This window comes from Lysinibacillus capsici, assembly GCF_020217405.1.
Taxonomy (GTDB): Bacteria; Bacillota; Bacilli; order Bacillales_A; family Planococcaceae; genus Lysinibacillus; species Lysinibacillus capsici.
The window spans coordinates 1527182-1546362 of sequence record NZ_CP084108.1; the positions used below are offsets into that span (position 1 = coordinate 1527182).

Sequence of the window (19181 nt, forward strand, 5' to 3'; positions counted from 1 at the left end):
GAGGATAGGTTTTTTAGGAGAGTAAAATGGGTAGTCTATGACAAAGATGTATCAAAATTTGGTCGTTGATTGATAGGGGATAGCATTATGCGAAATGTGATTATAATTACACTTTCTTCCATTTTAGTGGCCTTTGCCTATAATTATTTATTGATTCCCCATGAAATCTTGAGTGGTGGGTTGAGTGGTATTGCCATCATGCTTGGGATTATTACCCCTTTAAATACAGGCGTGTTAAATTTACTGCTTAACCTGCCTTTACTGATTTTAGGTGTGATGAAGCTCGGCAAGCGATTTATTAGCTACACCATTCTTTCGGTGGCTGTGTTGTCAGTGAGTTTATATATTATTCCAATACACAAAGCGACACAAGAGCCAATCCTCGCGTCCTTATTTGGTGGTGTTATTGTAGGGTTTGCAATGGGCATGATTTTCCGAGCTGCTGGCTCCTCAGGGGGCTTTGATATAATTGCTATGCTACTTAGCCGGAAACGTGATTTTCCGCTCGGTACGTTAATTGCCGCTATGAATGGAATCGTAGTGGCTGCTTCTGGCTTTGTCTTTAGCTGGGATGCGGCGTTGTTAACCCTTGTGTCCATTTATGCAACTGGAAAAGTAGTGGATACAATTCATACAAGCCATATTAAATTAACGTTGATGATTATTACGAGTAAAGGGGACGAGGTCAAACAGCAACTATTAGAAAAGCTACATCGTGGAGTAACGATTATCGATGCAAAGGGAGCGTATTCAGGCGAGGGTCGGAAAGTATTAATTACTGTTATTACGCGTTACCAACTAGCTGATGTGAAAAGCACGATTAAGGAGACTGATCCAAAGTCGTTTGTGAATATTTTACAGACGACGGAAGTAATCGGAATGTTTGACCGTGGTACAACTAAATAATGCTATTCTCTACACACGTTTTAGGTTATACTTACCATAATCGAACGTGTGTTTTTATTTGAGGGGACGGGGATTGTAAAGATGGAAAAAGAAATAATTCATGCTTACTGTATACAGCTTCATGGAACAACGTATGACTATCAAGAGGAGTGGCAAGCAGATCGCTATCATATCGGTGGAAAAATGTATGCCATGCTTGGAGGAAATAGAACAGGTAAGCCTGTTCTTACATTGAAATGTGAGCCTTCTCGAGCGGAAGAATTACGAGAAGCCTATGCAAGCATTATACCTGGTTACTATATGAATAAAACCCATTGGAATTCCATTTATATGGATGCTGAGGATGTCCCGATGGATTTGGTAGAGCATCTTATCCAACATTCCTATGAGCTTGTTTTCAATAAACTAACGAAGAAAGCACAGCAGGAAATTCAATTGATTAGCAATGCATAAAACAAGTAATGAATAGCGCATTTACCTTTTTGGCAAATGCGCTAATGGCTAATTATAACCACGCTCACCATAAGGCTTTAGTGTCTCAAGCCATTTTTGCTCCAGCTTTTCGAGCTCTTTTTTTTCATCGAAATAGCCTTCTTCTTTTTTCTTTAAATACTCAACGATTTCCACCTCAAAAGCTTCTTGACCATATAAATTGTAATCTGCCTGAAGCACCTTGTTCGTATGTGTATTCGTTTTGAGCATAAACTGAAAGCCATTTAAACGCTTTAAATTATTAAAGCTCCCCACAAATAATTTGCCTGTTTGTGTATTGGTCATTGTAAAAACGCCCGCTTCAATTTGCATCTCCTTATACATTTCTTTTAACTCTTTTTTATGATCCATTTTTATAACCTACTTTCTTATTTTTTTACCCAATAGGCACTGCCATCTGCTTTCCGGTCAAGAAAACCGTATTCAATTAAGTAACGACGTATATGAACATAGTCTTCATACATCGGTTTAATCACTTCATTTAATTCTTTTTCAGTATAATGCTTTTCCTCGTCAAAAAGATTTGCAATGGCACGCAGTACTACAATTTTCTGTTTTTCGCGCTTTGGAAAGCGTACCAGTTCCTTGCCAACACCGTTTGGAAATAGCTTCTCTAATAATTGCTGTTCTTCCGTGAGGGTTACGTTATAGCGATCGTCGACCATAGTAGCTGTTTTATGGATAGGCACAAATGGTTCCTCCTTCTGATCTTGTTCTTTTAGTAACTCCATCATCACCATCAATGTTTTGGCTTGGCGTTCCTTTTCTTTTAAAGCAAAACGGTGATGGCGAATCGTTGTGGCGCTGCCAATCTCTAATTCTTCTTTTATCTCCTGATCTGATTTTCCCTCATAAAATAAGCGTAAAATATGACTTTGATGTTCTGTTAAGCCTGTCATTTTTTTATTGAGACCGTTTAAATAATGAAAAACAGAATGGTGAGCCAATGTAATATGGTGTTGCATCATTTTCTCTGCTTCATATAATAAGCCCTCTTGAGGATAAATAATGCCTTTTTCTACTTTTTCACCGCATAGTAGGCAGGTGAAGTGTACCGCTTGATCGATATATCCCTTTTTTAGATCATCGATAGGAGCTTGCCAAAATAATTCATTTACATCCATTGCAACCCCTCCTTGATAAAACAAACGAATTTTAAATTTGTTTGCTATTTAATATTTAAAATAACAAATTGTTTGTTTTAATGCAATAAAAAACACATCGTATTCTAAACGATGTGTAAAATGGTTGGCTCATATTTAGTTATATTTTCTCTTAAATAAGATCAGAGATGCTAGAGAAAGAGCTACAATTGTGCAGGCAATCACAATTAGACTTGTTGTGGAGCTAAGTATATATCCATTTAGTTCATAAACAATACCATAATTCATTTTATAATCTTCCACATAAGAAACGGGCACACCATCAAAAACATTTGCAATAGAGCTCTCCATAAATGCATTGCGTAATAATAGTGTTGTATGGCTAATTGGGAAGTACATGATTACATGTTGTGCAAAGCTTGGTAAAGCTCCAAGAGGTACATAAACACCACATAAAAATCCAAGCAATGTACCAACAATTGTGCCGAGTGTTGAGAAAGCATTTTGGGTCGACACAAATAACGAAAGAAATAAATTAAAAACACTCGCAAGCAAGACAGATAAAAACAATATGCTCAATACAAGAACAAAATCTCCGAAACTTAGAAGCTTACCTCCCGTTGTGACAATAAAGATTTCACAGCCAATGAGCGCGATTAAGGAAAAAATACAGCCGATAATAAATGCATTGAGCACATAGCTCAACTGAATGGTTGCACGAGAAAGGGGAGCTGTTAAAAAGTCGGCTTGTACCTTGGATTCTTGGTCTTTAACAGCGATACCATAGGCACCAAGAGTAGTCGAAACAGCAATCATGGAGAGTAAGCCTGCTACTAGCCATTCATTGACCATGGTGATCAATCCAGGTGTAGCTTCTGTTAGTTGTTCAATGGCATCTACCTGCATTTTTTGGAGGAAAACAGAGTACAGCACAATGACAATAATGACTGACAGTAGGGAGAAGAACACCTGTGTTTTATCCCGTCTAAATATTTTGTTATTACGCAGAACTAAACTAATTAATGCTTCCACTATGCAACCTCCTCCTCTGCCATAATATGAAGAAAGACATCGTCCATTGATCCTTTAATGACTTCAAAGGAGGCGATAAGTGGTTCAGCTTTTTTTAAAAGGGGGAGTGCTTGTAAGGTAGAAGATAAACGGATGGTGTATATCCCTTGTTTCTCTGTGTAGGAGATCGCATTTTCCTCAAGAAACTTTACCCCCTCCTGTGCATTTTGAAAAACGAGAGCCATTGAATCATAGGCATATTTTGTTTTTAGTGCATCGGGCGATCCCTGTGCGACAATGTTTCCTTGCTTTATGACAGTGACTTGGTGAGCGACTGCCGCTTCCTCCATATAATGGGTCGTTAAAAAAACAGTCATATTGGTTTCCAGTTGAAGCTGCTTAATTGCCTGCCAAACAAATTGACGTGTTTGTGGATCTAAACCCGTTGTAGGTTCATCCAGAAATAAAATACTTGGACGATGAATCAGTGCCCGAGCAATATCTGCTCGCCTTTTTTGTCCCCCTGATAATGTTCCATATTTTTTCTTTTCAATATCCTCTAAATGCAAATAGGTGGAAACAAATTGATAGTTATCGGTAAGCTGTGTTTTCGATAAACCATATGTTTTCCCTCGATGGAGGATATTTTCACGTACAGTTAAGCGCTCATCTAATAGACTTTGCTGGAAAACGACACCAATAGATTTACGGATATCCGCGTTATCATTGCTTGCGTCGAGTGTGAAACCATTAATAGTTACTTGACCACTCGATTTTTTTAGTAAAGTACAAAGTATTTCAATCGTTGTAGATTTACCTGCACCGTTTTCACCTAAAAAAGCGAATAGGGTGCCTTGTTCGACTGTAAAAGAAATGCCTTTGACAGCTTGCTGTTTTCCATATTGTTTACATAAATTTTCAACTTTTATTGCAAACGTCATAAGTGTTTAATCCCTTCTCTTTTGAATTTCTTTATTGATTTTTTCAATATCATTTAATTGAAAAACATATAGAATACACCAAACAATCCAGTAAATAATGGCTTCCGCAATAAGTACATACCATACACCTGAATCAAACCAACTACCAAAATAGCCTGCTGTTAATACACATGCTGTCACCGCTACTAAGTGTAGAAGAAGCTGAACTGTAAAAGGCAATTGCTCCATATCAAAAATGACGGATAGCAAACCGATGGCAATACCAAGAATGGCCGCGATCACAATTTGCTCCAATAATTCTGTTCCTGACGCCACCGCATTATTTGATAGGAGGCTAAGTGTCACTAAGACATAAGAAGAGCTAAGGGAAATGAGTAGACCGATAATCATCATACGTAAATACTTCATGCTATGAATCCCTCCCTATACCTAAGTGTCTCTTTAATTCTTTTAAATATTTTCGGCTGACATGAATGGCTACGCCATTTTCAAGTAATAGCTGTGTAGTGCCGATTTTGCCCATTTGAATAGAGGATATTTTATGGATATTGACGAGTGTAGACTTACTCACACGCACAAAATCTTTGGCTAGCTGAGCCTCAAGCTCATATAATTTTCGCTTGGACTCAAACTCTTGCTCATCTGTCTGTAAAAATACTTTGGCATCCTCTGCGTAAATGGAATAAATATCGGAAATTTTTAAGAGATGAATTTCTTGTTGGTCATACCCATCTAGCATCGTAGTTTGGGACGCTTGAAGCTGTCTCATCAATCTTTCAATTTGCTCATTATATTCTTTGGCATGAATATGAACCTCAGTTTCCTCGAGCTCATGATTGATGGTTAAATGAATTTTCATAGGAGGCCTCCTTTAAAAACGCTGAATCAGGTATTACTAATGTAGCATAGAAAATTTTAGCAAGGATAAATTGTTCGATGAGAGGTTTTATTTGTTGGATAACAGGTTCTTTTTCAGCGATAGCAAACAGCTCAAAAGTCGGTCCAGTAGAAAAAGCGGTTTATAAAGGTCATAATAGGCTTATCGAGTTGAAGGGGTTGCTACCATGTTTGTTTTTGATAAGCATATGTTCATCACATTATGCATTGGTTTAATAGGTGCTGTAGTTTTTCAATTTTTCCATATACCGATGCCTTGGCTGTTAGGAGCGATTACAGCGGTGCTCATCGTGCAGCTATCCACCAATGTCCAATTAAAATGGCATTATTCTCTCCGCAATTTTGGTTTAGTCGTAGCGGGTTATTCTATCGGCTATGCCTTTACACCAGAAGCTGTACAGGACATCAAGCTTTTTTTAGGAAGCATGGTCGTGTTAAATATCATATTTATTTTGTTATTTTTTGCGGTAAGTTTCCTTGTTGCTAAGCGTACAGATTTGGATTTTGCGACTGCCTTAACGTGTTGTGTTCCTGGGGGCATGTCGCAGGTTGTGGCATTTGCGGAAGAGCAACAAGAGATGGATATGGTAGTCATCACATTCTTTCAAATCCTCCGCATTCTTTTAATCGTTGGCTTTGTTCCTTTAATGGTAGCAGGAGCAGGGGGCAATAGTTCTATGATTGATGGCACATATACATGGAACCTTGTTGGCATACTTGTGGTATGTGGTGGCGCAGGGTGGCTAGCACAAAAGCTGAAAATTCCAACAGGCTATATGCTAGGCCCAGTGTTTTTACTAATGGGCGTTAATATGGCAGGGATAGAAGTACCAAAATTACCATTATCACTTCTGCATATTGCCCAACTCATGCTAGGAATTTATATCGGATTATTGTTGAAAAAAGAGGATTTACATTTATCGAAAAAGCATATCTTTTATGCGTTTGTTTCAGCGGGCATTTTTATTGGGGCAGCCTATGGTTTAACATTTGTGATGGCAGCGTTGTACAGCCTTGATTTTAGGACAAGCTTTTTAAGTATTGTTCCTGGTGGTCTTGATCAAATGGGGATTATTGCCGCTTCGGTCCATGCAAATGTCACGATTGTCACGGCCTTTCAGCTTTTTCGTGTACTAGTTGTCTCGATTTTTCTGGTGCCTGTGGTAAAAGTATTTGTAAGAAAAGTGAAAACATGATGGGGCTATGAATCAACCTCTCATGTTTTTCTTTGTGCGAATTTCGATCAAATAGAACTTTTGAATAATGATAAATGAACGTTAAATTTTCCCTTTCCAAATAATCCGAATAATGTTATGATAGCCATAACTACTATGAACGGAGGTGAGAAGGAATGAATAAAAACGCTACGAAAACATGTGTAAAAGTGGATACGGCTATGTATTTTGCACGTGTGATTACTTTCGATTTTGCGAACAACGGGATAGGTCTGTCCATTTTTAAGCAAAATCAAATAACAAACGTAGCGAATTAACCATTCTTTTTCACACATTTAATTGAGAAGAGGACTGCTTGTTAATGAGCAGTCTTTTTTGTGTTCTAAAGATGTTTTCGCACGTTTCATTGGAGGAAAAAACGATGCAAATGAAAGCTGAACAAATTCAAAAAATTATGGGTGGCAATATATTATTCGAGAACCTACAGCTAGAGGTAAATAGTGGTGAACATGTGGCGATTGTTGGTGTAAATGGCAGTGGAAAAACGACTTTATTACAACTGCTTGCAGGGGTAGAGATACCTGACAAGGGACGAATAATTAAAAGTAAAGAAGCGACGATTGGCTATTTACATCAGATTCCACATTATCCACTCCATGCTGTGAAAGAAGTGCTGGAGGAAGCATTTGCGGATATTTATGCAATTAAGGCAAAAATGACAGCACTTGAGCAAGAGATGCAGTCGACGGTCACGGATAAAATATTACTACAATATGGCCAATTGCAGGAGCAATTTATGCTATTAGGGGGCTATGAAGTAGATGCACAGCTAGCAATGATTGCAAATGGACTAGGTATTTCAGATATGCTAGAGCAGCCATTTAGTAGTTTAAGTGGTGGGGAAAAAACAAAGGTTATGCTTGGACAAATTTTATTGAAAAAGCCCTCTATTTTGTTATTGGATGAACCAACGAACCATCTGGATATGCAAGCTATTGAGTGGCTTGAACATTATGTGCGAAACTTTGAGGGGATTGTCATTGTCGTATCCCATGATCGTCAATTCATGAATCAAGTAGCCCAGAAGATTATTGAAATTGAGGATGGGGAGGCTTTTACGTATAACGGCCATTATGATGCCTTTATAGCACAAAAAGAAGCAAAAATTGAGCAACAGTTTGCAAATTATGAAGAGCAACAAAAGAAAATTAAAAAGATGCAAGAAACAATTAAACGATTAAAGCAGTGGGCAAATGAGGCGAATCCACCAAACGCATCCATGCATCGACGTGCAAAGAGTATGGAAAAAGCATTAGCACGTATCGAGCGAGTAAAGAAGCCCCTCACTAAAAAGAAAATGAATTTAGCTTTAACGATGGCTGAACGCAGTGGTAAAGAGGTCGTGCTTTTGCAAGCCGTTGATCATGGCTTTGATAAGCCTTTATTAAAGGACAGCAATCTAGCTATTTATTTTGGCGAAAGATTAGCGATTGTTGGGAGCAATGGTAGTGGAAAATCTACATTATTAAAAATGATGTTAGGGGAAATCATTCCTAATCAGGGAGTGTGTCAGATTGGAAGTAATGTGAAATTTGGATACCTTTCCCAGCAATTTGAACATCCAAATCCTGCTATACGATTAATTGATGCCTTTCGTGAAAGTGTCGCCGTGTCAGAGGCGGAAGCTCGCCATATACTCGCACGATTTTTGTTCTATGGCTATGATGTCTTTAAAAAAGTGAAGGACTTAAGTGGTGGAGAAAAAATGCGTCTTCGTTTAGCACAATTAATGCATGAGGATATCAATGTCTTAATCTTAGATGAGCCAACGAATCATTTAGATATTGAAGCAAGAGAAGTATTGGAAGAGACACTGGAATCCTTTGAAGGCACGATTATTGGGGTGTCACATGACCGCTATTTCTTACAGAAAATTTTTACGAAAACGGCGTGGATTGAAAACCAGACTATTCAAGTTTTTGAGGGAGATTATGAGTGGGCTAGAGAAAAACGACAGGAACTTGCAATGAAAATGGTTGAAAAACAACCAGTAAATAAAACGCAGCCACCTAAAAAAGAATTACCGATTGAACAGCAAATTGAAAAATTAGAGACAAAACTACAACAACCATCGCTTGCTAAAGAACAACGGCAGAAGCTTGAACTTCAATTAGAAAATTTATATGAAAGATGGTTAGAGGGGGGCACAGAGCATGTTTAATTTAGAACGCATTATGCAGCTTGATATAGAGTATGTGAAGAGTTTCAGTGAAGTGGAGGTTTGTAAGGAGGGGGTCTTATTTTACAATCAGGCTATCCCGACCTATTACGATGCAAATCATGCACAGATTTGGAGAAAGATTGAGCAACCGGATTTATTTTTACAAGAAATCAAAGATTTCTACCAATCAAAGTCCCTTATTCCGCGGATTTATTTATATAATCTAGAACAAAATCAGCTATGTATAGAGGCATTAGAGACGCACGGCTTTCAATATGAGCATTTTGTTAATGAAATTCAGTACTGGGATGGTGAATATGCGATACTTCCGCCTAATCCTGCCATTCATATTGAGCGTGTAACGGATGCAAATATGGAGGAAGCATTAGCAGTAGAAATGAGCATTTCTGCATTTGGGGAGCCTTCATTAATAAAAAAGGCATTTGAACAAACCTATCATTCTTCACATTTTACGTATTATCTACTAAGACTAGATGGGGTGGCGTGCTGCTCAGCAACTATTTTTGTGTCAGAAAATCAAGGTAGGATTGAAAGTGTTGCAACAACTGAAAGCTATCGTGGTCGTGGTTTAATCGGCTATATGCTGCAACATATCCAACAGCAATCAGTCAAGCTGGGATTGGATGATCTTTGGATATTACCAATTAGTGAACAGGTTGCCAAAGTCTATGAGAAGGCAAATTTTAAATCGGTGGGCTCCATTGCATCGATTCATGCGTTTACTGAAGGAAAGAGTATTCAAGATATCCGCCAACAGGCTTAACTAGCTACACATAAAAGATCACCAAGATTTTTTAGAACTGTACTTGCCAATTTTGAGTACAAGTTGCTTTGATGAAGGGATGCTTTAAAATATAATGAGCAAAAAATTATTTCCTGCTCCTGTAGCATGATAGCTGCTCATTACGACATCAAATTCCTCAGGTCTCAGTTAACAGCATTGTTTATCCATTGTCATCTATCGCTTTGATATGAATTTGCGAGATGCAATTATACATGGCTTCGTTGGAGCAGGTGGATAGGTGTTAAAGGATAAGTAGGAATAAATGAAAACTAGTAAAATCCTGAATAGTATCGACTATTCGGGATTTTTGTTTTATTGTTAAAAAGAAGGATTTTCAATTATTAAAAGTTTTTTACTTGAAAAAATGCCGTATTCGATTTATTGTCTTTAGAGATACTTGTTTAATGGACTTGGAGGATATGAAATGCACGGAATTTATATACGCTATAATGTCTTAGATGAAACCCCAGCAGCACAATGGCCCAAAAAAATGGATGCATTTGCGTATGTTCAACGAGGAAAACCACAACAAGACAATGATAACTTGCTGTCAAAAGAGGAGCTAAAAAGCCATGCCATTCGCTATATTAAAAGCTTGAAAGACAATGCAAGTGTCCATTTAGTAGAGCAGCGCAACGGTGAAATTGAACATTTTGATCGACGCTATATGGAGTCATTAAAGTTAAAGGAAAGCATTGATTCACAACTTATTAATCTAGAAGAAATACGCTTATTATTGCAATTAATGAATGTCTTGAATTTATCCCATGCTTTTGGAGAAAATGCTGGCAAGCTACTTCGTCAAATAACGCCATATGCCAAAGAGGTAGAGCATCCAACATTCCAAACAACACGCGTGGAGCGCCATTTTTATTCGGAGCTAATTGAACAAATTGAAATGGTTTACGCGCGAATTATGCGTCAACACAACCCATCTACTACGGAAATGCAACAATCAGAAAAGCTCTGGACAACAGTCTGTGAGCAAGCAATAGAAAAAGTAGAAGCTCGAATCGAACGTTTATCTTCTATTAAGCTAAAGCATGAGAAAAATTTACTAGAGTTTAGTCACTTAAAACAGCAAAATATCGAAGCGAAGGAACGCTTAGATCTAGCTGTCCATGAACTGGATGCCATTTTAAATGTATTAGAATCATAAAAAAAGCATGTCTCTGTCAAAATCGGAGACATGCTTTTTATGTTGTTGTCGGATAGAAGGACAAAAGTGACGGTTAACAGTGCGAAAGTGGTGGATAGCTGTGCTTTACTTCGCTTTCTCCTCTGTTTGATCCCGCTTAGTTTGGCGTGAAAGACGGATTAAATCCAATCCAAGAAGCACAACAATGATATAGAATAGAGGACTTGTGAACGATAGGCCAATTTGTGATTGACCGCCAAGTAATGTTAAAACAATCCATAATCCAACTGTATACAATGTTAATCCAATATAAGCCTTTTTGGATAATCTTTTATATCTACCCTTGTCGAAGGCTAGCTGAATGATGACAAGCACAACTAATATAAGCAATATTATTTTTTTAGTCAGCATCGCAGCAATAGCTGTATCAGGGAAGAAATCATTAACGAATAATAACGTGAAAAATACTAGAATTACAAAATTTAAGATTGTCGAAAGCTTCATGCCGTTTCTCCTTAGTTGTCAGAATACTTTTCTATTGTAACATGGTTCTAATGAAAGCAAAAAATAATACTTTAAAGAAGAGTTTGAAAAATTTTGAAACTTTTCCTGAGGTACATCCGTATAGTAGGTAATATGATGAAAAGGGGTGAGCAACTTGACGCTATTTGGCTATTCACTCGAGCAGATCTTTTTGGTGGTTTTGATTTTCGCTGGCCTTGCCACAGTATTGGTTATGTTTTTTGGTGATGCAGTCGAAGGTATTGGGGAAGGACTACCCATTTTTAATCCGAGTGTCATTCTATCTTTCATTACGTTGATGTCAGCAGCAGGTTTTATTTTAGAAAAACTAGCCTGGTTCTCTAGCGTTTGGAACATTATTGCTGCATGTATCATCGGTGCTATTTTAAGTTCCATCTTTTATTTATTTGTTCTCGTTCCGCTACGCTCCGCTGATGTTTCTTTAGCTTACACAGAGGAATCGCTAGGCGGGCAATTAGGAAGAGTTATTGTGCCAATTCCAGTAGATGGTTTTGGCGAGGTTGTTATCGAAACGACAAGTGGCATGATTTCAAAACGGGCAACGGGCTATGATAATGAAGCCATTGACTATGATGAAACGGTTCTTGTTGTGGATGTGAAGGACGGAACACTTTTTGTTAGAACGTATGAGAAAAAATTTGTTTAAAGGAGAGATATGTCTATGTCAACCGATATCTTAATTGTTTTAGGAATTGTAGCATTTGTATTAATTGCCCTAGTCGGCTTATATGTGACAAAGTATCGTACGGCGGGTCCTGATGAAGCACTGATTGTGACAGGTAGCTATCTCGGCTCTAAAAATGTACATAAGGATGAGTCGGGAAATCGCATTAAAATCATACGTGGGGGCGGTACATTTGTATTCCCTATTTTCCAACAAGCACAGCCGTTAAGCTTACTTTCTAGTAAACTAGAAGTGACAACGCCTGAGGTATATACAGAGCAAGGTGTTCCTGTTATGGCAGATGGTACAGCCATTATTAAAATTGGCGGTTCCATTTCAGAAATTGCGACAGCAGCAGAGCAGTTTTTAGGAAAGCAAAAAGCGGAGCGCGAAGGGGAAGCACGTGAAGTATTAGAAGGTCATTTACGTTCCATTTTAGGGTCTATGACGGTTGAAGAAATCTACAAAAACCGCGATAAATTCTCACAGGAAGTTCAACGTGTTGCTTCACAAGATTTAGCAAAGATGGGTCTTGTCATTGTATCCTTCACGATCAAGGATGTACGAGATAAAAATGGCTACTTAGACTCACTAGGGAAACCGAGAATCGCACAGGTAAAGCGAGATGCTGATATTGCGACAGCAGATGCAGAAAAAGAAACACGTATTAAACGTGCAGAAGCGTCTAAGGAAGCACAAAAGGCAGAACTTGAGCGTGCGACGGAAATTGCAGAAGCAGAAAAAGAAAATCAGTTAAAAGTAGCTGAGTTCCGACGTGAGCAGGATATTGCGAAAGCCCGTGCTGACCAAGCGTATGAGCTTGAAACTGCTCGTGCCAAGCAGGAAGTAACAGAGCAAGAAATGCAAATTCGCATTATCGAGCGTCAAAAGCAAATTGAATTAGAAGAAAAAGAGATTTTGCGTAGAGAAAAGCAATATGATTCTGAGGTTAAAAAGAAAGCAGATGCAGACCGCTATGCAGTGGAGCAAAATGCCGCAGCTGAAAAGATGCGCGAGCTTGCACAGGCTGATGCGGAGAAATATCGTATTGAATCATTAGCAAAAGCAGAGGCAGAGAAAATTCGTTTGGATGGTCTTGCCAAAGCAGATGCAGAGCGAGCACAAGGGGAAACGGAGGCAGATATCATTCGTTTACGCGGTCTGGCAGAAGCTGAAGCTAAACGTAAGATTGCCGAAGCCTTTGAATACTATGGTCAAGCAGCTGTGCTGGATATGGTTGTGCGCATGATGCCAGAGTATGCAAAAGAGCTTGCAAGCCCACTTGGCAATATCGATAAGATTACAGTGGTCGATACTGGTGGTGGAGAAGGTAGCGGAGCAAATAAGGTGACGTCTTATGCAACCAATTTAATGTCTACACTTCAAGAAACATTAAAGGAAACTTCTGGTCTTGATGTAAAAGAGCTGATCGAAAGCTATGCTGGGAAGCACACATTACGTCCAGAATTAGAGCAGATTGCTTTAGGACTTGAAAAAAAGCAAGCACCTGAAGAAACAAAAGAAGCGGTAGAACAATCCTAACAAAAAACGACCTGATGAGATCATCAGGTCGTTTTTTTATTGTTGTTGCTGCCATTCACTTACAAGCATGCCATAAATAACGTGATTTACATAATGATCGTAGAGCCATTCTGCAGCTCGAATGGTTCCTTCTTGCATGAACCCAAGACGTTCTGGGATTGCGCGACTTTTGTGGTTGGCTTCGGCAACACGAATTTCAACCTTATGAAGCTTCAATGTTTGAAAGGCATATTGTAATAAAGCTTTTACCGTTTTCGTCATGATGCCATGCCCTTGTGCTCCTTCGCTCAACCAATAGCCAATAGTGCCTATTTTATTGCTCGGGTTAATCGCGTTAAAGCCTGCAATGCCAACAATTTCATTTTTAAAGAGAATGACCAGGGAGAGGCTACTGTTCGCTTCATGCCCCTTAATACAGCCATCAATATAGGCTTTTGTATCCGCCAGTTCTTTCGTGAAATCCAGCCATGGTAGCCATTCTTTCAGATATTCCCTCGAGGCATCCGTTAATGCAAAAACCTTCTCTGCATCCTCAGGTGTGATCATCCGTAAAACTAAATCTTGGTTCATGGTAATCTGCATTATTGTTCACCTCATTTTTATTTTAATGCATTGTGCATAAAGCCTTTCATTTCTCGGCTAAGTAAAGTTAATTCTTCTATAATTTCGCTGAAATCCTGTACGAGCTGTGCTTGCTCATTTGTTGCATCATTGATTTGTCCCATATTTTGCTTGAGATTATCAAGATTTCTATTGATATTTCGTAATGATGATTCTATATTTTCGGTAGCACTAGATGTCTCAAAGGACAGTTTTCGAACTTCCTGTGCCACAATATTAAAGCCAGCGCCATGCTGTCCAGCACGTGCAGCCTCGATGGATGCATTTAAACCTAGTAAATTAGTTTGGCGAGATATACTTTTAATTAAATCTGTCACGGCATTTGTTTTTTCAGAGTCCTCTAGGGCATGCTGTGCCTGCTTATTAATTTCCTCACTAGTGGCCGCTAATTCCTCAGAATGAGAAGCGATGGTATGTACTTTATCCTGTAGACTGTTGACGATTTTATCCATCGTAGCCATATAATCTTCAAGTTTGAGCTCATTATCTATTGGTAAGCCAAAAGCTAATGCACCTACTACTTGACCATTTTCACGAATGGGGAATGAAAAAGCATTGATTGCTACACCGTAAACATCCTCTGGTATCACCACATCTGCATTTTGTCCATTAAAGGCGATGAAAACATTTTGGTCATTAGCGTTAACTTTTTGTCCATCATGGTAGCCGGAATCTACACGTTTACCTGCTAAATATTTAACGACTGTTTCACTTTCCTTTTCAACAACAGCTACAATGGCTTCTTGCTTTAATGCTAGATGAATATAAGGTGTTGCGAGGGCTAAAGCTTCAATAATTTTCATAAAAATTCCTCCAAGTCTCGTCAATGAAAATGGTTGTGTCATCTGTCTTCATTGTGACAATGGTTCTAGATGATTACTTTTACTGTAGCACAATATTTGCCAAGTCAAAATAACTATTTATTTTTTATTAAAAGACGTTTAAATAAATTTGATATGCTTTTATTTGTCAATTATTTTTTGTGATTCATAGGTGGAAAAGTAGGTTTTTTTGTCTAAATTTTGACAAGGAGAAGTGTGTTTTGCGAAATATTGTATTAGAATAATAGTAGCATGTGGAAGAAGTGAAGGAGAGAGTTTCATGGACTATATACAAAAGGGCACGAGAGCGTTTCATAAAGCGAATTGGGCCTTATTTTTAGCAGGCTTTATTACGTTTGCAAACCTATATGTAACGCAGCCATTACTACCAACATTTTCAGAAGCATTTCACGTCTCACCAGCTGTAGCAAGTTTATCTCTTTCAGTAACTACCTTTGCATTAGCGGTGAGTTTAATCATTGTCAGTTCGTTATCAGAAGCATGGGGAAGAAAATCATTGATGACGATTTCTATTTTTGCAGCTTCTGTCCTGACACTAGCTCTTGCATTTTCACCTAACTTTGAAACAATTTTAGTTTTGCGTGTTGTACAAGGCATCGTTTTTGCGGGTTTACCTGCCATCGCTATGGCTTATTTGGGAGAAGAAATGGAACCAGCGAGCTTAGGGGTTGCCATGGGCTTATATATTAGCGGTAATTCAGTAGGGGGACTTAGTGGACGAGTTATTATTGGTACCTTAACGGACCATTATAACTGGCATACAGGCATGATGGTGCTAGGAGGAATCAGCCTGCTAGTTAGTTTATTGTTTGTCTGGATGTTACCAAGCTCCAAACATTTCAGCGCGCGACCTTTACAATTAAAAGCATTGACCAAAACCCTACTGCAACATTTAAGAGATCCTTCTATGCTGTGTCTTTATGGGATGGGGTTTCTTTTAATGGGAAGCTTTGTCACACTTTATAATTATATTGGCTTTAAACTAATGGCGCCTCCCTATAATTTAAGTGCTACAATTGTAGGTTGGATATTTGTCATTTATTTAGTTGGAACATTTAGTTCAGCATGGTTTGGCAGTTTAGCTGATCGTTATGGTCGCCAACGAATGCTCTTACTGGCTATTGCCATTATGTTAGCTGGAGCTATAGTAACGCTTAACGGGCTTCTTACCTTAAAGATTATAGGAATAACAGTTTTTACCTTTGGCTTTTTTGCAGCTCATTCAATCGCAAGTGGCTGGGTGAGCAAGCGTGCATCCCATGATAAAGCACAAGCATCTTCTCTCTATTTATTTTTCTATTATTTTGGTTCAAGTGTTGGAGGAACAGTAGGAGGCGTTTTTTGGATGAAATATGGGTGGATGGGTGTTATCGTGATGATTGCTCTGTTTTTATTCATTGCTTGTATCCTATCATTTTTGTTAAAAAGATTGATTGTTAGACAACGTATCACAACATGATGTGAGGTGTCGTTTTGCAGGAATTACTTTTATATTTTTTCATTATCCTAGCAGCTTCTATTTTACAAACCAGTACAGGATTTGGTTTTTCCGTTATGGCTACGCCTTTTTTATTGTTGCTTTTTACACCACAAGAGGCGATGCAAATAAATATAATGCTGTCCCTTGTTATTTCGTTTTCTCTCATATGGAAGGTGAGACATGATATTGATGTAGCGTTGCTTAAAAAGGTGATGATCGGTAGTGTTGCAGGTGCTCCTTTTGGTAGTATACTCTTTGCCTTAGTCGATGTGACGACATTTAAGCTGCTCATCGCCATCCTTCTTATAGGGCTTACGTTTCTGTTGATTAAAAATCTCTCTATTCAACAAACAAGGAGTAGAGATTATGGCGTTGGTTTTATATCAGGTATGTTCACAACAAGTATTGGGATGGCTGGACCACCACTGTTGCTCTATTTTGCGAGCACACATAGAAATAAAGAAACCATTAGAGCTGTTTCACTAGCCTACTATATATTTATCTATCTTATTAGCTTACTTTCTCAAGTCATTTTTGAGGGTACAAGTAAAATGGTTTGGGTATATAGTATGTATGCTTTACCAATTGTTTTCTTAGGACTTATTTTTGGCCAAATGCTATTTACTCGATTAAATCAAAAATTGTTTAAAATCTTAATTTATTTTCTATTAGTAGCAGCAGGCTTAATTTTGTTGATCCAAAGTTTATGGTCAATGCTATAAACAACAAAAAGAAGTATGGAAGGATGAAACATCCTCCCATACTTCTTGATTGTTAACCCATAATATTGTAGCCAGCGTCGATGTAGATCGTCTCACCAGTCACACCACGTGATAGGTGAGATAGCATAACAATCGTCATATCTGCTACTTCATCTTGTTGAACATTACGTTTTAAAGGAGCTGTTTCTTCAATTTTGTGTAAAATTGTGTTAAAGGAAGGAACACCTTTTGCAGCAAGTGTACGAATAGCACCAGCTGAGATAGCATTGACGCGAATATTATCTTGGCCAATATCAGCAGCAAGGTAGCGCATAGAAGCCTCTAATGCAGCTTTTGCAACGCCCATCACATTGTAGCCATCAAGTACGCGTTCTGCACCTAAGTAACTCATTGTAACGATAGAGCCACCCTCTGTCATGTATGGATGAGCTGCTTTTGCTGTGGAAATAAGTGAATAGGCGCTTGTATCTTGTGCGAATGCATAACCTTCTCGAGTTGTTTCAAGGAAGCGGTTGTGTAAATCTTCTGCATGCGCAAAAGCCACTGAATGGACAATCCCATGAATAACGCCAACCTTTGAGCCGATTTCTTCAAAAGCTGCTTTTGTGCTGTCGTCACTATTCACATCACATTGAACAACAAGAGAATCGGATTGTCCGATATTTTCTAGTTGTTTTTGCAATTTTTTTAATGAACGTTCTTGACGATACGTAAAGATGACATTTGCACCAACGTCAAATAAACGTTTTGCAATGCCCCAAGCAATACTGCGATCATTTGCTACGCCCATGACAACAATGTTCTTATCTTTTAATTGTAATAAATTATCCATCATTATGAAGAACTCCTTTGTGAGATAATATCTGTTATTAGTACCAACTACTAAAATCTTATCATACATAAAATATCGTTGCAATAACAAGATGAAAAGAGAAGTAGTTTAGGGAGCAAAAAAAATTCATCTCTTTACAGTAGAGACGAATTGAAAAGTATGCTATTTTATTTTGTTACATAATGATTATACATATCTACTGCTCGATTAACAGCACTACTGACAGTGATTCGAAAGCAATTTTTTGACCGAATGACCTGTGCCAATATTTTGATTGCTCTTGTTTGATTTTTATGGAATAAAGCATTGTCAGTTTGAAAATCATCGTCTAAAAAGGCAAGATAATAAGGTATTCGGTTTTGTGGTTTTAACAAATCAGATTCTGCACTTTTTTCAAGTGTATTGTACACCCATAAATCGATGGCATTTCCTAAGTGGAAGGCCGCAAAATACTGAAAATCATCATTCTCACATTCTTTTATTTTTTGAATTATCTGAATTTTTTGAAGCTCATCCAATAAGAATGTATTGATGGAATAATAGATGGCTTTAGAGGGATTGAAAATGAGCTCATCGGTCTGTTGCGATTTTAAGAAAACCCAGTTATTTAACACGTTTGCCCATGCGTCCACAGAATTCAAACATTTCGCACAAACATCTGGAAATATTGATTGCCACTTTGCAGCTAGATTTTTAAATCTATTCATATGGTCTTGATCAATATAAAATAAACTATGCTCAACTTGTAACTGCTCAAACATTCACATTCCTCCAATAGATTGATATGTATAGCAATGGACCATATGCCTATTATCTTGATGCAAAAGATAGCAATTTTTTAATCAATAGAAGGCATCCCCTAAAGGATGCCTTTTAAGATATACATCAACTGAAGACTATTCAAATTTTAATGAGTCACCATCGAATGTTTCATCTGCTACTTTGATAGAGTCTGTTGGACAACCTTCAAAAGCGTCTTGCATATCTTCCAATAGATCCTCTGGAACTTCAGCAGTTCCCATGTTATCATCTAAAATAACGAAGGCAATGCCTTCATCATCATAATCATAAATGTCTGGCGCTGCGGCTCCACATGCGCCACAAGCGATGCATGTATCTTTATCAACTATTGTGTATTTAGCCATTTTATTCTCTCCTTTAGATGTTCCTATAAAGCTTCATACTCATTTTAAAGATGTTTATCTTACATTTCAACTTAAATACTATTAAATTGGAGGAATTTGCG

At 38.0% G+C, this 19181-nt stretch carries 23 protein-coding genes; 11 read left to right on the top strand and 12 right to left on the bottom strand.

Features of this window, described 5'->3' with window-relative positions; genetic code table 11:
- The first annotated feature begins 87 nt into the window (after positions 1 to 87).
- Positions 88 to 906 carry a YitT family protein gene (locus LCP48_RS07225; protein WP_004232517.1) on the top strand — a complete coding sequence of 273 codons (819 nt, stop codon included), beginning with the start codon at positions 88 to 90 and terminating at the stop codon, positions 904 to 906.
- Between the two features lie 81 nt (positions 907 to 987).
- Positions 988 to 1359 carry an MmcQ/YjbR family DNA-binding protein gene (locus LCP48_RS07230; RefSeq protein WP_225340824.1) on the top strand — a complete coding sequence of 124 codons (372 nt, stop codon included), beginning with the start codon at positions 988 to 990 and terminating at the stop codon, positions 1357 to 1359.
- A 48-nt stretch (positions 1360 to 1407) separates the two neighbouring features.
- Here LCP48_RS07230 and LCP48_RS07235 read toward each other — a convergent pair whose 3' ends face one another.
- The 6 genes from LCP48_RS07235 to LCP48_RS07260 form a co-directional block, all read right to left on the bottom strand.
- On the bottom strand, positions 1408 to 1749 hold the full coding sequence (locus LCP48_RS07235) for a GIY-YIG nuclease family protein (RefSeq protein WP_004232521.1): 342 nt from the start codon (positions 1747 to 1749) through the stop codon (positions 1408 to 1410).
- A gap of 17 nt (positions 1750 to 1766) precedes the next feature.
- Positions 1767 to 2522 (bottom strand): DUF2087 domain-containing protein, encoded by a 756-nt coding sequence (locus LCP48_RS07240; protein ID WP_004232522.1) that lies wholly within the window; start codon positions 2520 to 2522, stop codon positions 1767 to 1769.
- Between the two features lie 135 nt (positions 2523 to 2657).
- The gene (locus tag LCP48_RS07245) at positions 2658 to 3533 is read right to left on the bottom strand and encodes an ABC transporter permease (protein ID WP_004232523.1); all 876 of its coding nucleotides are present in this window, start codon (positions 3531 to 3533) and stop codon (positions 2658 to 2660) included.
- The gene (locus tag LCP48_RS07250) at positions 3533 to 4453 is read right to left on the bottom strand and encodes an ABC transporter ATP-binding protein (RefSeq protein ID WP_004232524.1); all 921 of its coding nucleotides are present in this window, start codon (positions 4451 to 4453) and stop codon (positions 3533 to 3535) included. The genes LCP48_RS07245 and LCP48_RS07250 overlap by 1 nt, the downstream gene beginning before the upstream one ends.
- 6 nt (positions 4454 to 4459) lie before the next feature.
- A complete protein-coding gene (locus tag LCP48_RS07255; protein ID WP_004232526.1) occupies positions 4460 to 4861 on the bottom strand; it encodes a DUF3021 domain-containing protein in 402 nt (133 codons plus the stop codon).
- A gap of 1 nt (position 4862) precedes the next feature.
- Positions 4863 to 5312 (bottom strand): LytTR family DNA-binding domain-containing protein, encoded by a 450-nt coding sequence (locus LCP48_RS07260; RefSeq protein ID WP_004232529.1) that lies wholly within the window; start codon positions 5310 to 5312, stop codon positions 4863 to 4865.
- Between the two features lie 205 nt (positions 5313 to 5517).
- Between LCP48_RS07260 and LCP48_RS07265 the strand changes: the two genes are divergently transcribed.
- The 5 genes from LCP48_RS07265 to LCP48_RS07285 all read left to right on the top strand — a co-directional run bounded on the left by LCP48_RS07265 (position 5518) and on the right by LCP48_RS07285 (position 10710).
- The gene (locus LCP48_RS07265; protein ID WP_004232532.1) at positions 5518 to 6546 is read left to right on the top strand and encodes an AbrB family transcriptional regulator; all 1029 of its coding nucleotides are present in this window, start codon (positions 5518 to 5520) and stop codon (positions 6544 to 6546) included.
- Between the two features lie 155 nt (positions 6547 to 6701).
- On the top strand, positions 6702 to 6842 hold the full coding sequence (locus LCP48_RS07270; protein WP_004232534.1) for an RAxF-45 family protein: 141 nt from the start codon (positions 6702 to 6704) through the stop codon (positions 6840 to 6842).
- A 104-nt stretch (positions 6843 to 6946) separates the two neighbouring features.
- Positions 6947 to 8746 carry a ribosomal protection-like ABC-F family protein gene (gene abc-f / locus LCP48_RS07275; RefSeq protein WP_004232536.1) on the top strand — a complete coding sequence of 600 codons (1800 nt, stop codon included), beginning with the start codon at positions 6947 to 6949 and terminating at the stop codon, positions 8744 to 8746.
- On the top strand, positions 8739 to 9530 hold the full coding sequence (locus LCP48_RS07280; protein WP_009370794.1) for a GNAT family N-acetyltransferase: 792 nt from the start codon (positions 8739 to 8741) through the stop codon (positions 9528 to 9530). The genes abc-f and LCP48_RS07280 overlap by 8 nt, the downstream gene beginning before the upstream one ends.
- Before the next feature lie 445 nt (positions 9531 to 9975).
- The gene (locus LCP48_RS07285; protein WP_004232542.1) at positions 9976 to 10710 is read left to right on the top strand and encodes a hypothetical protein; all 735 of its coding nucleotides are present in this window, start codon (positions 9976 to 9978) and stop codon (positions 10708 to 10710) included.
- Positions 10711 to 10815: 105 nt separating this feature from the next.
- Here the strand turns inward: LCP48_RS07285 and LCP48_RS07290 are convergent, their stop codons facing one another.
- Entirely contained in the window at positions 10816 to 11193 is a 378-nt protein-coding gene (locus LCP48_RS07290; RefSeq protein ID WP_004232543.1) for a hypothetical protein, read from the bottom strand.
- A 154-nt stretch (positions 11194 to 11347) separates the two neighbouring features.
- Here LCP48_RS07290 and LCP48_RS07295 point away from each other — a divergent pair, with 154 nt between their 5' ends.
- A complete protein-coding gene (locus LCP48_RS07295) occupies positions 11348 to 11878 on the top strand; it encodes an NfeD family membrane protein (protein ID WP_004232545.1) in 531 nt (176 codons plus the stop codon).
- 15 nt (positions 11879 to 11893) lie between these two features.
- Positions 11894 to 13438, top strand: a complete 1545-nt coding sequence (locus tag LCP48_RS07300; protein ID WP_004232547.1) for a flotillin lipid rafts scaffold protein FloT — start codon at positions 11894 to 11896, stop codon at positions 13436 to 13438.
- A gap of 36 nt (positions 13439 to 13474) precedes the next feature.
- Here LCP48_RS07300 and LCP48_RS07305 read toward each other — a convergent pair whose 3' ends face one another.
- Entirely contained in the window at positions 13475 to 14020 is a 546-nt protein-coding gene (locus tag LCP48_RS07305) for a GNAT family N-acetyltransferase (RefSeq protein ID WP_004232549.1), read from the bottom strand.
- A 17-nt stretch (positions 14021 to 14037) separates the two neighbouring features.
- A complete protein-coding gene (locus LCP48_RS07310; RefSeq protein WP_004232551.1) occupies positions 14038 to 14862 on the bottom strand; it encodes a methyl-accepting chemotaxis protein in 825 nt (274 codons plus the stop codon).
- A 298-nt stretch (positions 14863 to 15160) separates the two neighbouring features.
- Here LCP48_RS07310 and LCP48_RS07315 point away from each other — a divergent pair, with 298 nt between their 5' ends.
- Both LCP48_RS07315 and LCP48_RS07320 read left to right on the top strand, forming a co-directional pair.
- The gene (locus tag LCP48_RS07315) at positions 15161 to 16360 is read left to right on the top strand and encodes an MFS transporter (RefSeq protein WP_004232553.1); all 1200 of its coding nucleotides are present in this window, start codon (positions 15161 to 15163) and stop codon (positions 16358 to 16360) included.
- 14 nt (positions 16361 to 16374) lie between these two features.
- The gene (locus LCP48_RS07320) at positions 16375 to 17103 is read left to right on the top strand and encodes a sulfite exporter TauE/SafE family protein (RefSeq protein WP_004232556.1); all 729 of its coding nucleotides are present in this window, start codon (positions 16375 to 16377) and stop codon (positions 17101 to 17103) included.
- A gap of 52 nt (positions 17104 to 17155) precedes the next feature.
- Here LCP48_RS07320 and LCP48_RS07325 read toward each other — a convergent pair whose 3' ends face one another.
- From LCP48_RS07325 to LCP48_RS07335, 3 genes are all read right to left on the bottom strand, one after another.
- Positions 17156 to 17938, bottom strand: coding sequence for an enoyl-ACP reductase FabI (locus tag LCP48_RS07325; protein ID WP_004232559.1), 783 nt, complete (start codon positions 17936 to 17938; stop codon positions 17156 to 17158).
- A 164-nt stretch (positions 17939 to 18102) separates the two neighbouring features.
- The gene (locus LCP48_RS07330; RefSeq protein WP_004232561.1) at positions 18103 to 18696 is read right to left on the bottom strand and encodes a hypothetical protein; all 594 of its coding nucleotides are present in this window, start codon (positions 18694 to 18696) and stop codon (positions 18103 to 18105) included.
- Positions 18697 to 18831: 135 nt separating this feature from the next.
- A complete protein-coding gene (locus tag LCP48_RS07335; RefSeq protein WP_004232564.1) occupies positions 18832 to 19080 on the bottom strand; it encodes a ferredoxin in 249 nt (82 codons plus the stop codon).
- Positions 19081 to 19181: the final 101 nt, after the last annotated feature.

Excerpts from the sequence above, each read along its gene's own strand:
- LCP48_RS07315 (WP_004232553.1), top strand. The coding sequence starts at position 15,161 with ATGGACTATATACAAAAGGGCACGAGAGCGTTTCATAAAGCGAATTGG.
- LCP48_RS07250 (WP_004232524.1), bottom strand. The coding sequence starts at position 4,453 with ATGACGTTTGCAATAAAAGTTGAAAATTTATGTAAACAATATGGAAAA.
- LCP48_RS07255 (WP_004232526.1), bottom strand. The coding sequence starts at position 4,861 with ATGAAGTATTTACGTATGATGATTATCGGTCTACTCATTTCCCTTAGC.
- LCP48_RS07270 (WP_004232534.1), top strand. The coding sequence starts at position 6,702 with ATGAATAAAAACGCTACGAAAACATGTGTAAAAGTGGATACGGCTATG.
- LCP48_RS07300 (WP_004232547.1), top strand. The coding sequence starts at position 11,894 with ATGTCAACCGATATCTTAATTGTTTTAGGAATTGTAGCATTTGTATTA.
- LCP48_RS07330 (WP_004232561.1), bottom strand. The coding sequence starts at position 18,696 with ATGTTTGAGCAGTTACAAGTTGAGCATAGTTTATTTTATATTGATCAA.
- LCP48_RS07310 (WP_004232551.1), bottom strand. The coding sequence starts at position 14,862 with ATGAAAATTATTGAAGCTTTAGCCCTCGCAACACCTTATATTCATCTA.
- LCP48_RS07335 (WP_004232564.1), bottom strand. The coding sequence starts at position 19,080 with ATGGCTAAATACACAATAGTTGATAAAGATACATGCATCGCTTGTGGC.
- LCP48_RS07230 (WP_225340824.1), top strand. The coding sequence starts at position 988 with ATGGAAAAAGAAATAATTCATGCTTACTGTATACAGCTTCATGGAACA.
- LCP48_RS07240 (WP_004232522.1), bottom strand. The coding sequence starts at position 2,522 with ATGGATGTAAATGAATTATTTTGGCAAGCTCCTATCGATGATCTAAAA.
- LCP48_RS07225 (WP_004232517.1), top strand. The coding sequence starts at position 88 with ATGCGAAATGTGATTATAATTACACTTTCTTCCATTTTAGTGGCCTTT.
- LCP48_RS07265 (WP_004232532.1), top strand. The coding sequence starts at position 5,518 with ATGTTTGTTTTTGATAAGCATATGTTCATCACATTATGCATTGGTTTA.
- LCP48_RS07260 (WP_004232529.1), bottom strand. The coding sequence starts at position 5,312 with ATGAAAATTCATTTAACCATCAATCATGAGCTCGAGGAAACTGAGGTT.
- LCP48_RS07280 (WP_009370794.1), top strand. The coding sequence starts at position 8,739 with ATGTTTAATTTAGAACGCATTATGCAGCTTGATATAGAGTATGTGAAG.
- LCP48_RS07325 (WP_004232559.1), bottom strand. The coding sequence starts at position 17,938 with ATGATGGATAATTTATTACAATTAAAAGATAAGAACATTGTTGTCATG.
- LCP48_RS07285 (WP_004232542.1), top strand. The coding sequence starts at position 9,976 with ATGCACGGAATTTATATACGCTATAATGTCTTAGATGAAACCCCAGCA.
- abc-f (WP_004232536.1), top strand. The coding sequence starts at position 6,947 with ATGCAAATGAAAGCTGAACAAATTCAAAAAATTATGGGTGGCAATATA.
- LCP48_RS07290 (WP_004232543.1), bottom strand. The coding sequence starts at position 11,193 with ATGAAGCTTTCGACAATCTTAAATTTTGTAATTCTAGTATTTTTCACG.
- LCP48_RS07305 (WP_004232549.1), bottom strand. The coding sequence starts at position 14,020 with ATGCAGATTACCATGAACCAAGATTTAGTTTTACGGATGATCACACCT.
- LCP48_RS07235 (WP_004232521.1), bottom strand. The coding sequence starts at position 1,749 with ATGGATCATAAAAAAGAGTTAAAAGAAATGTATAAGGAGATGCAAATT.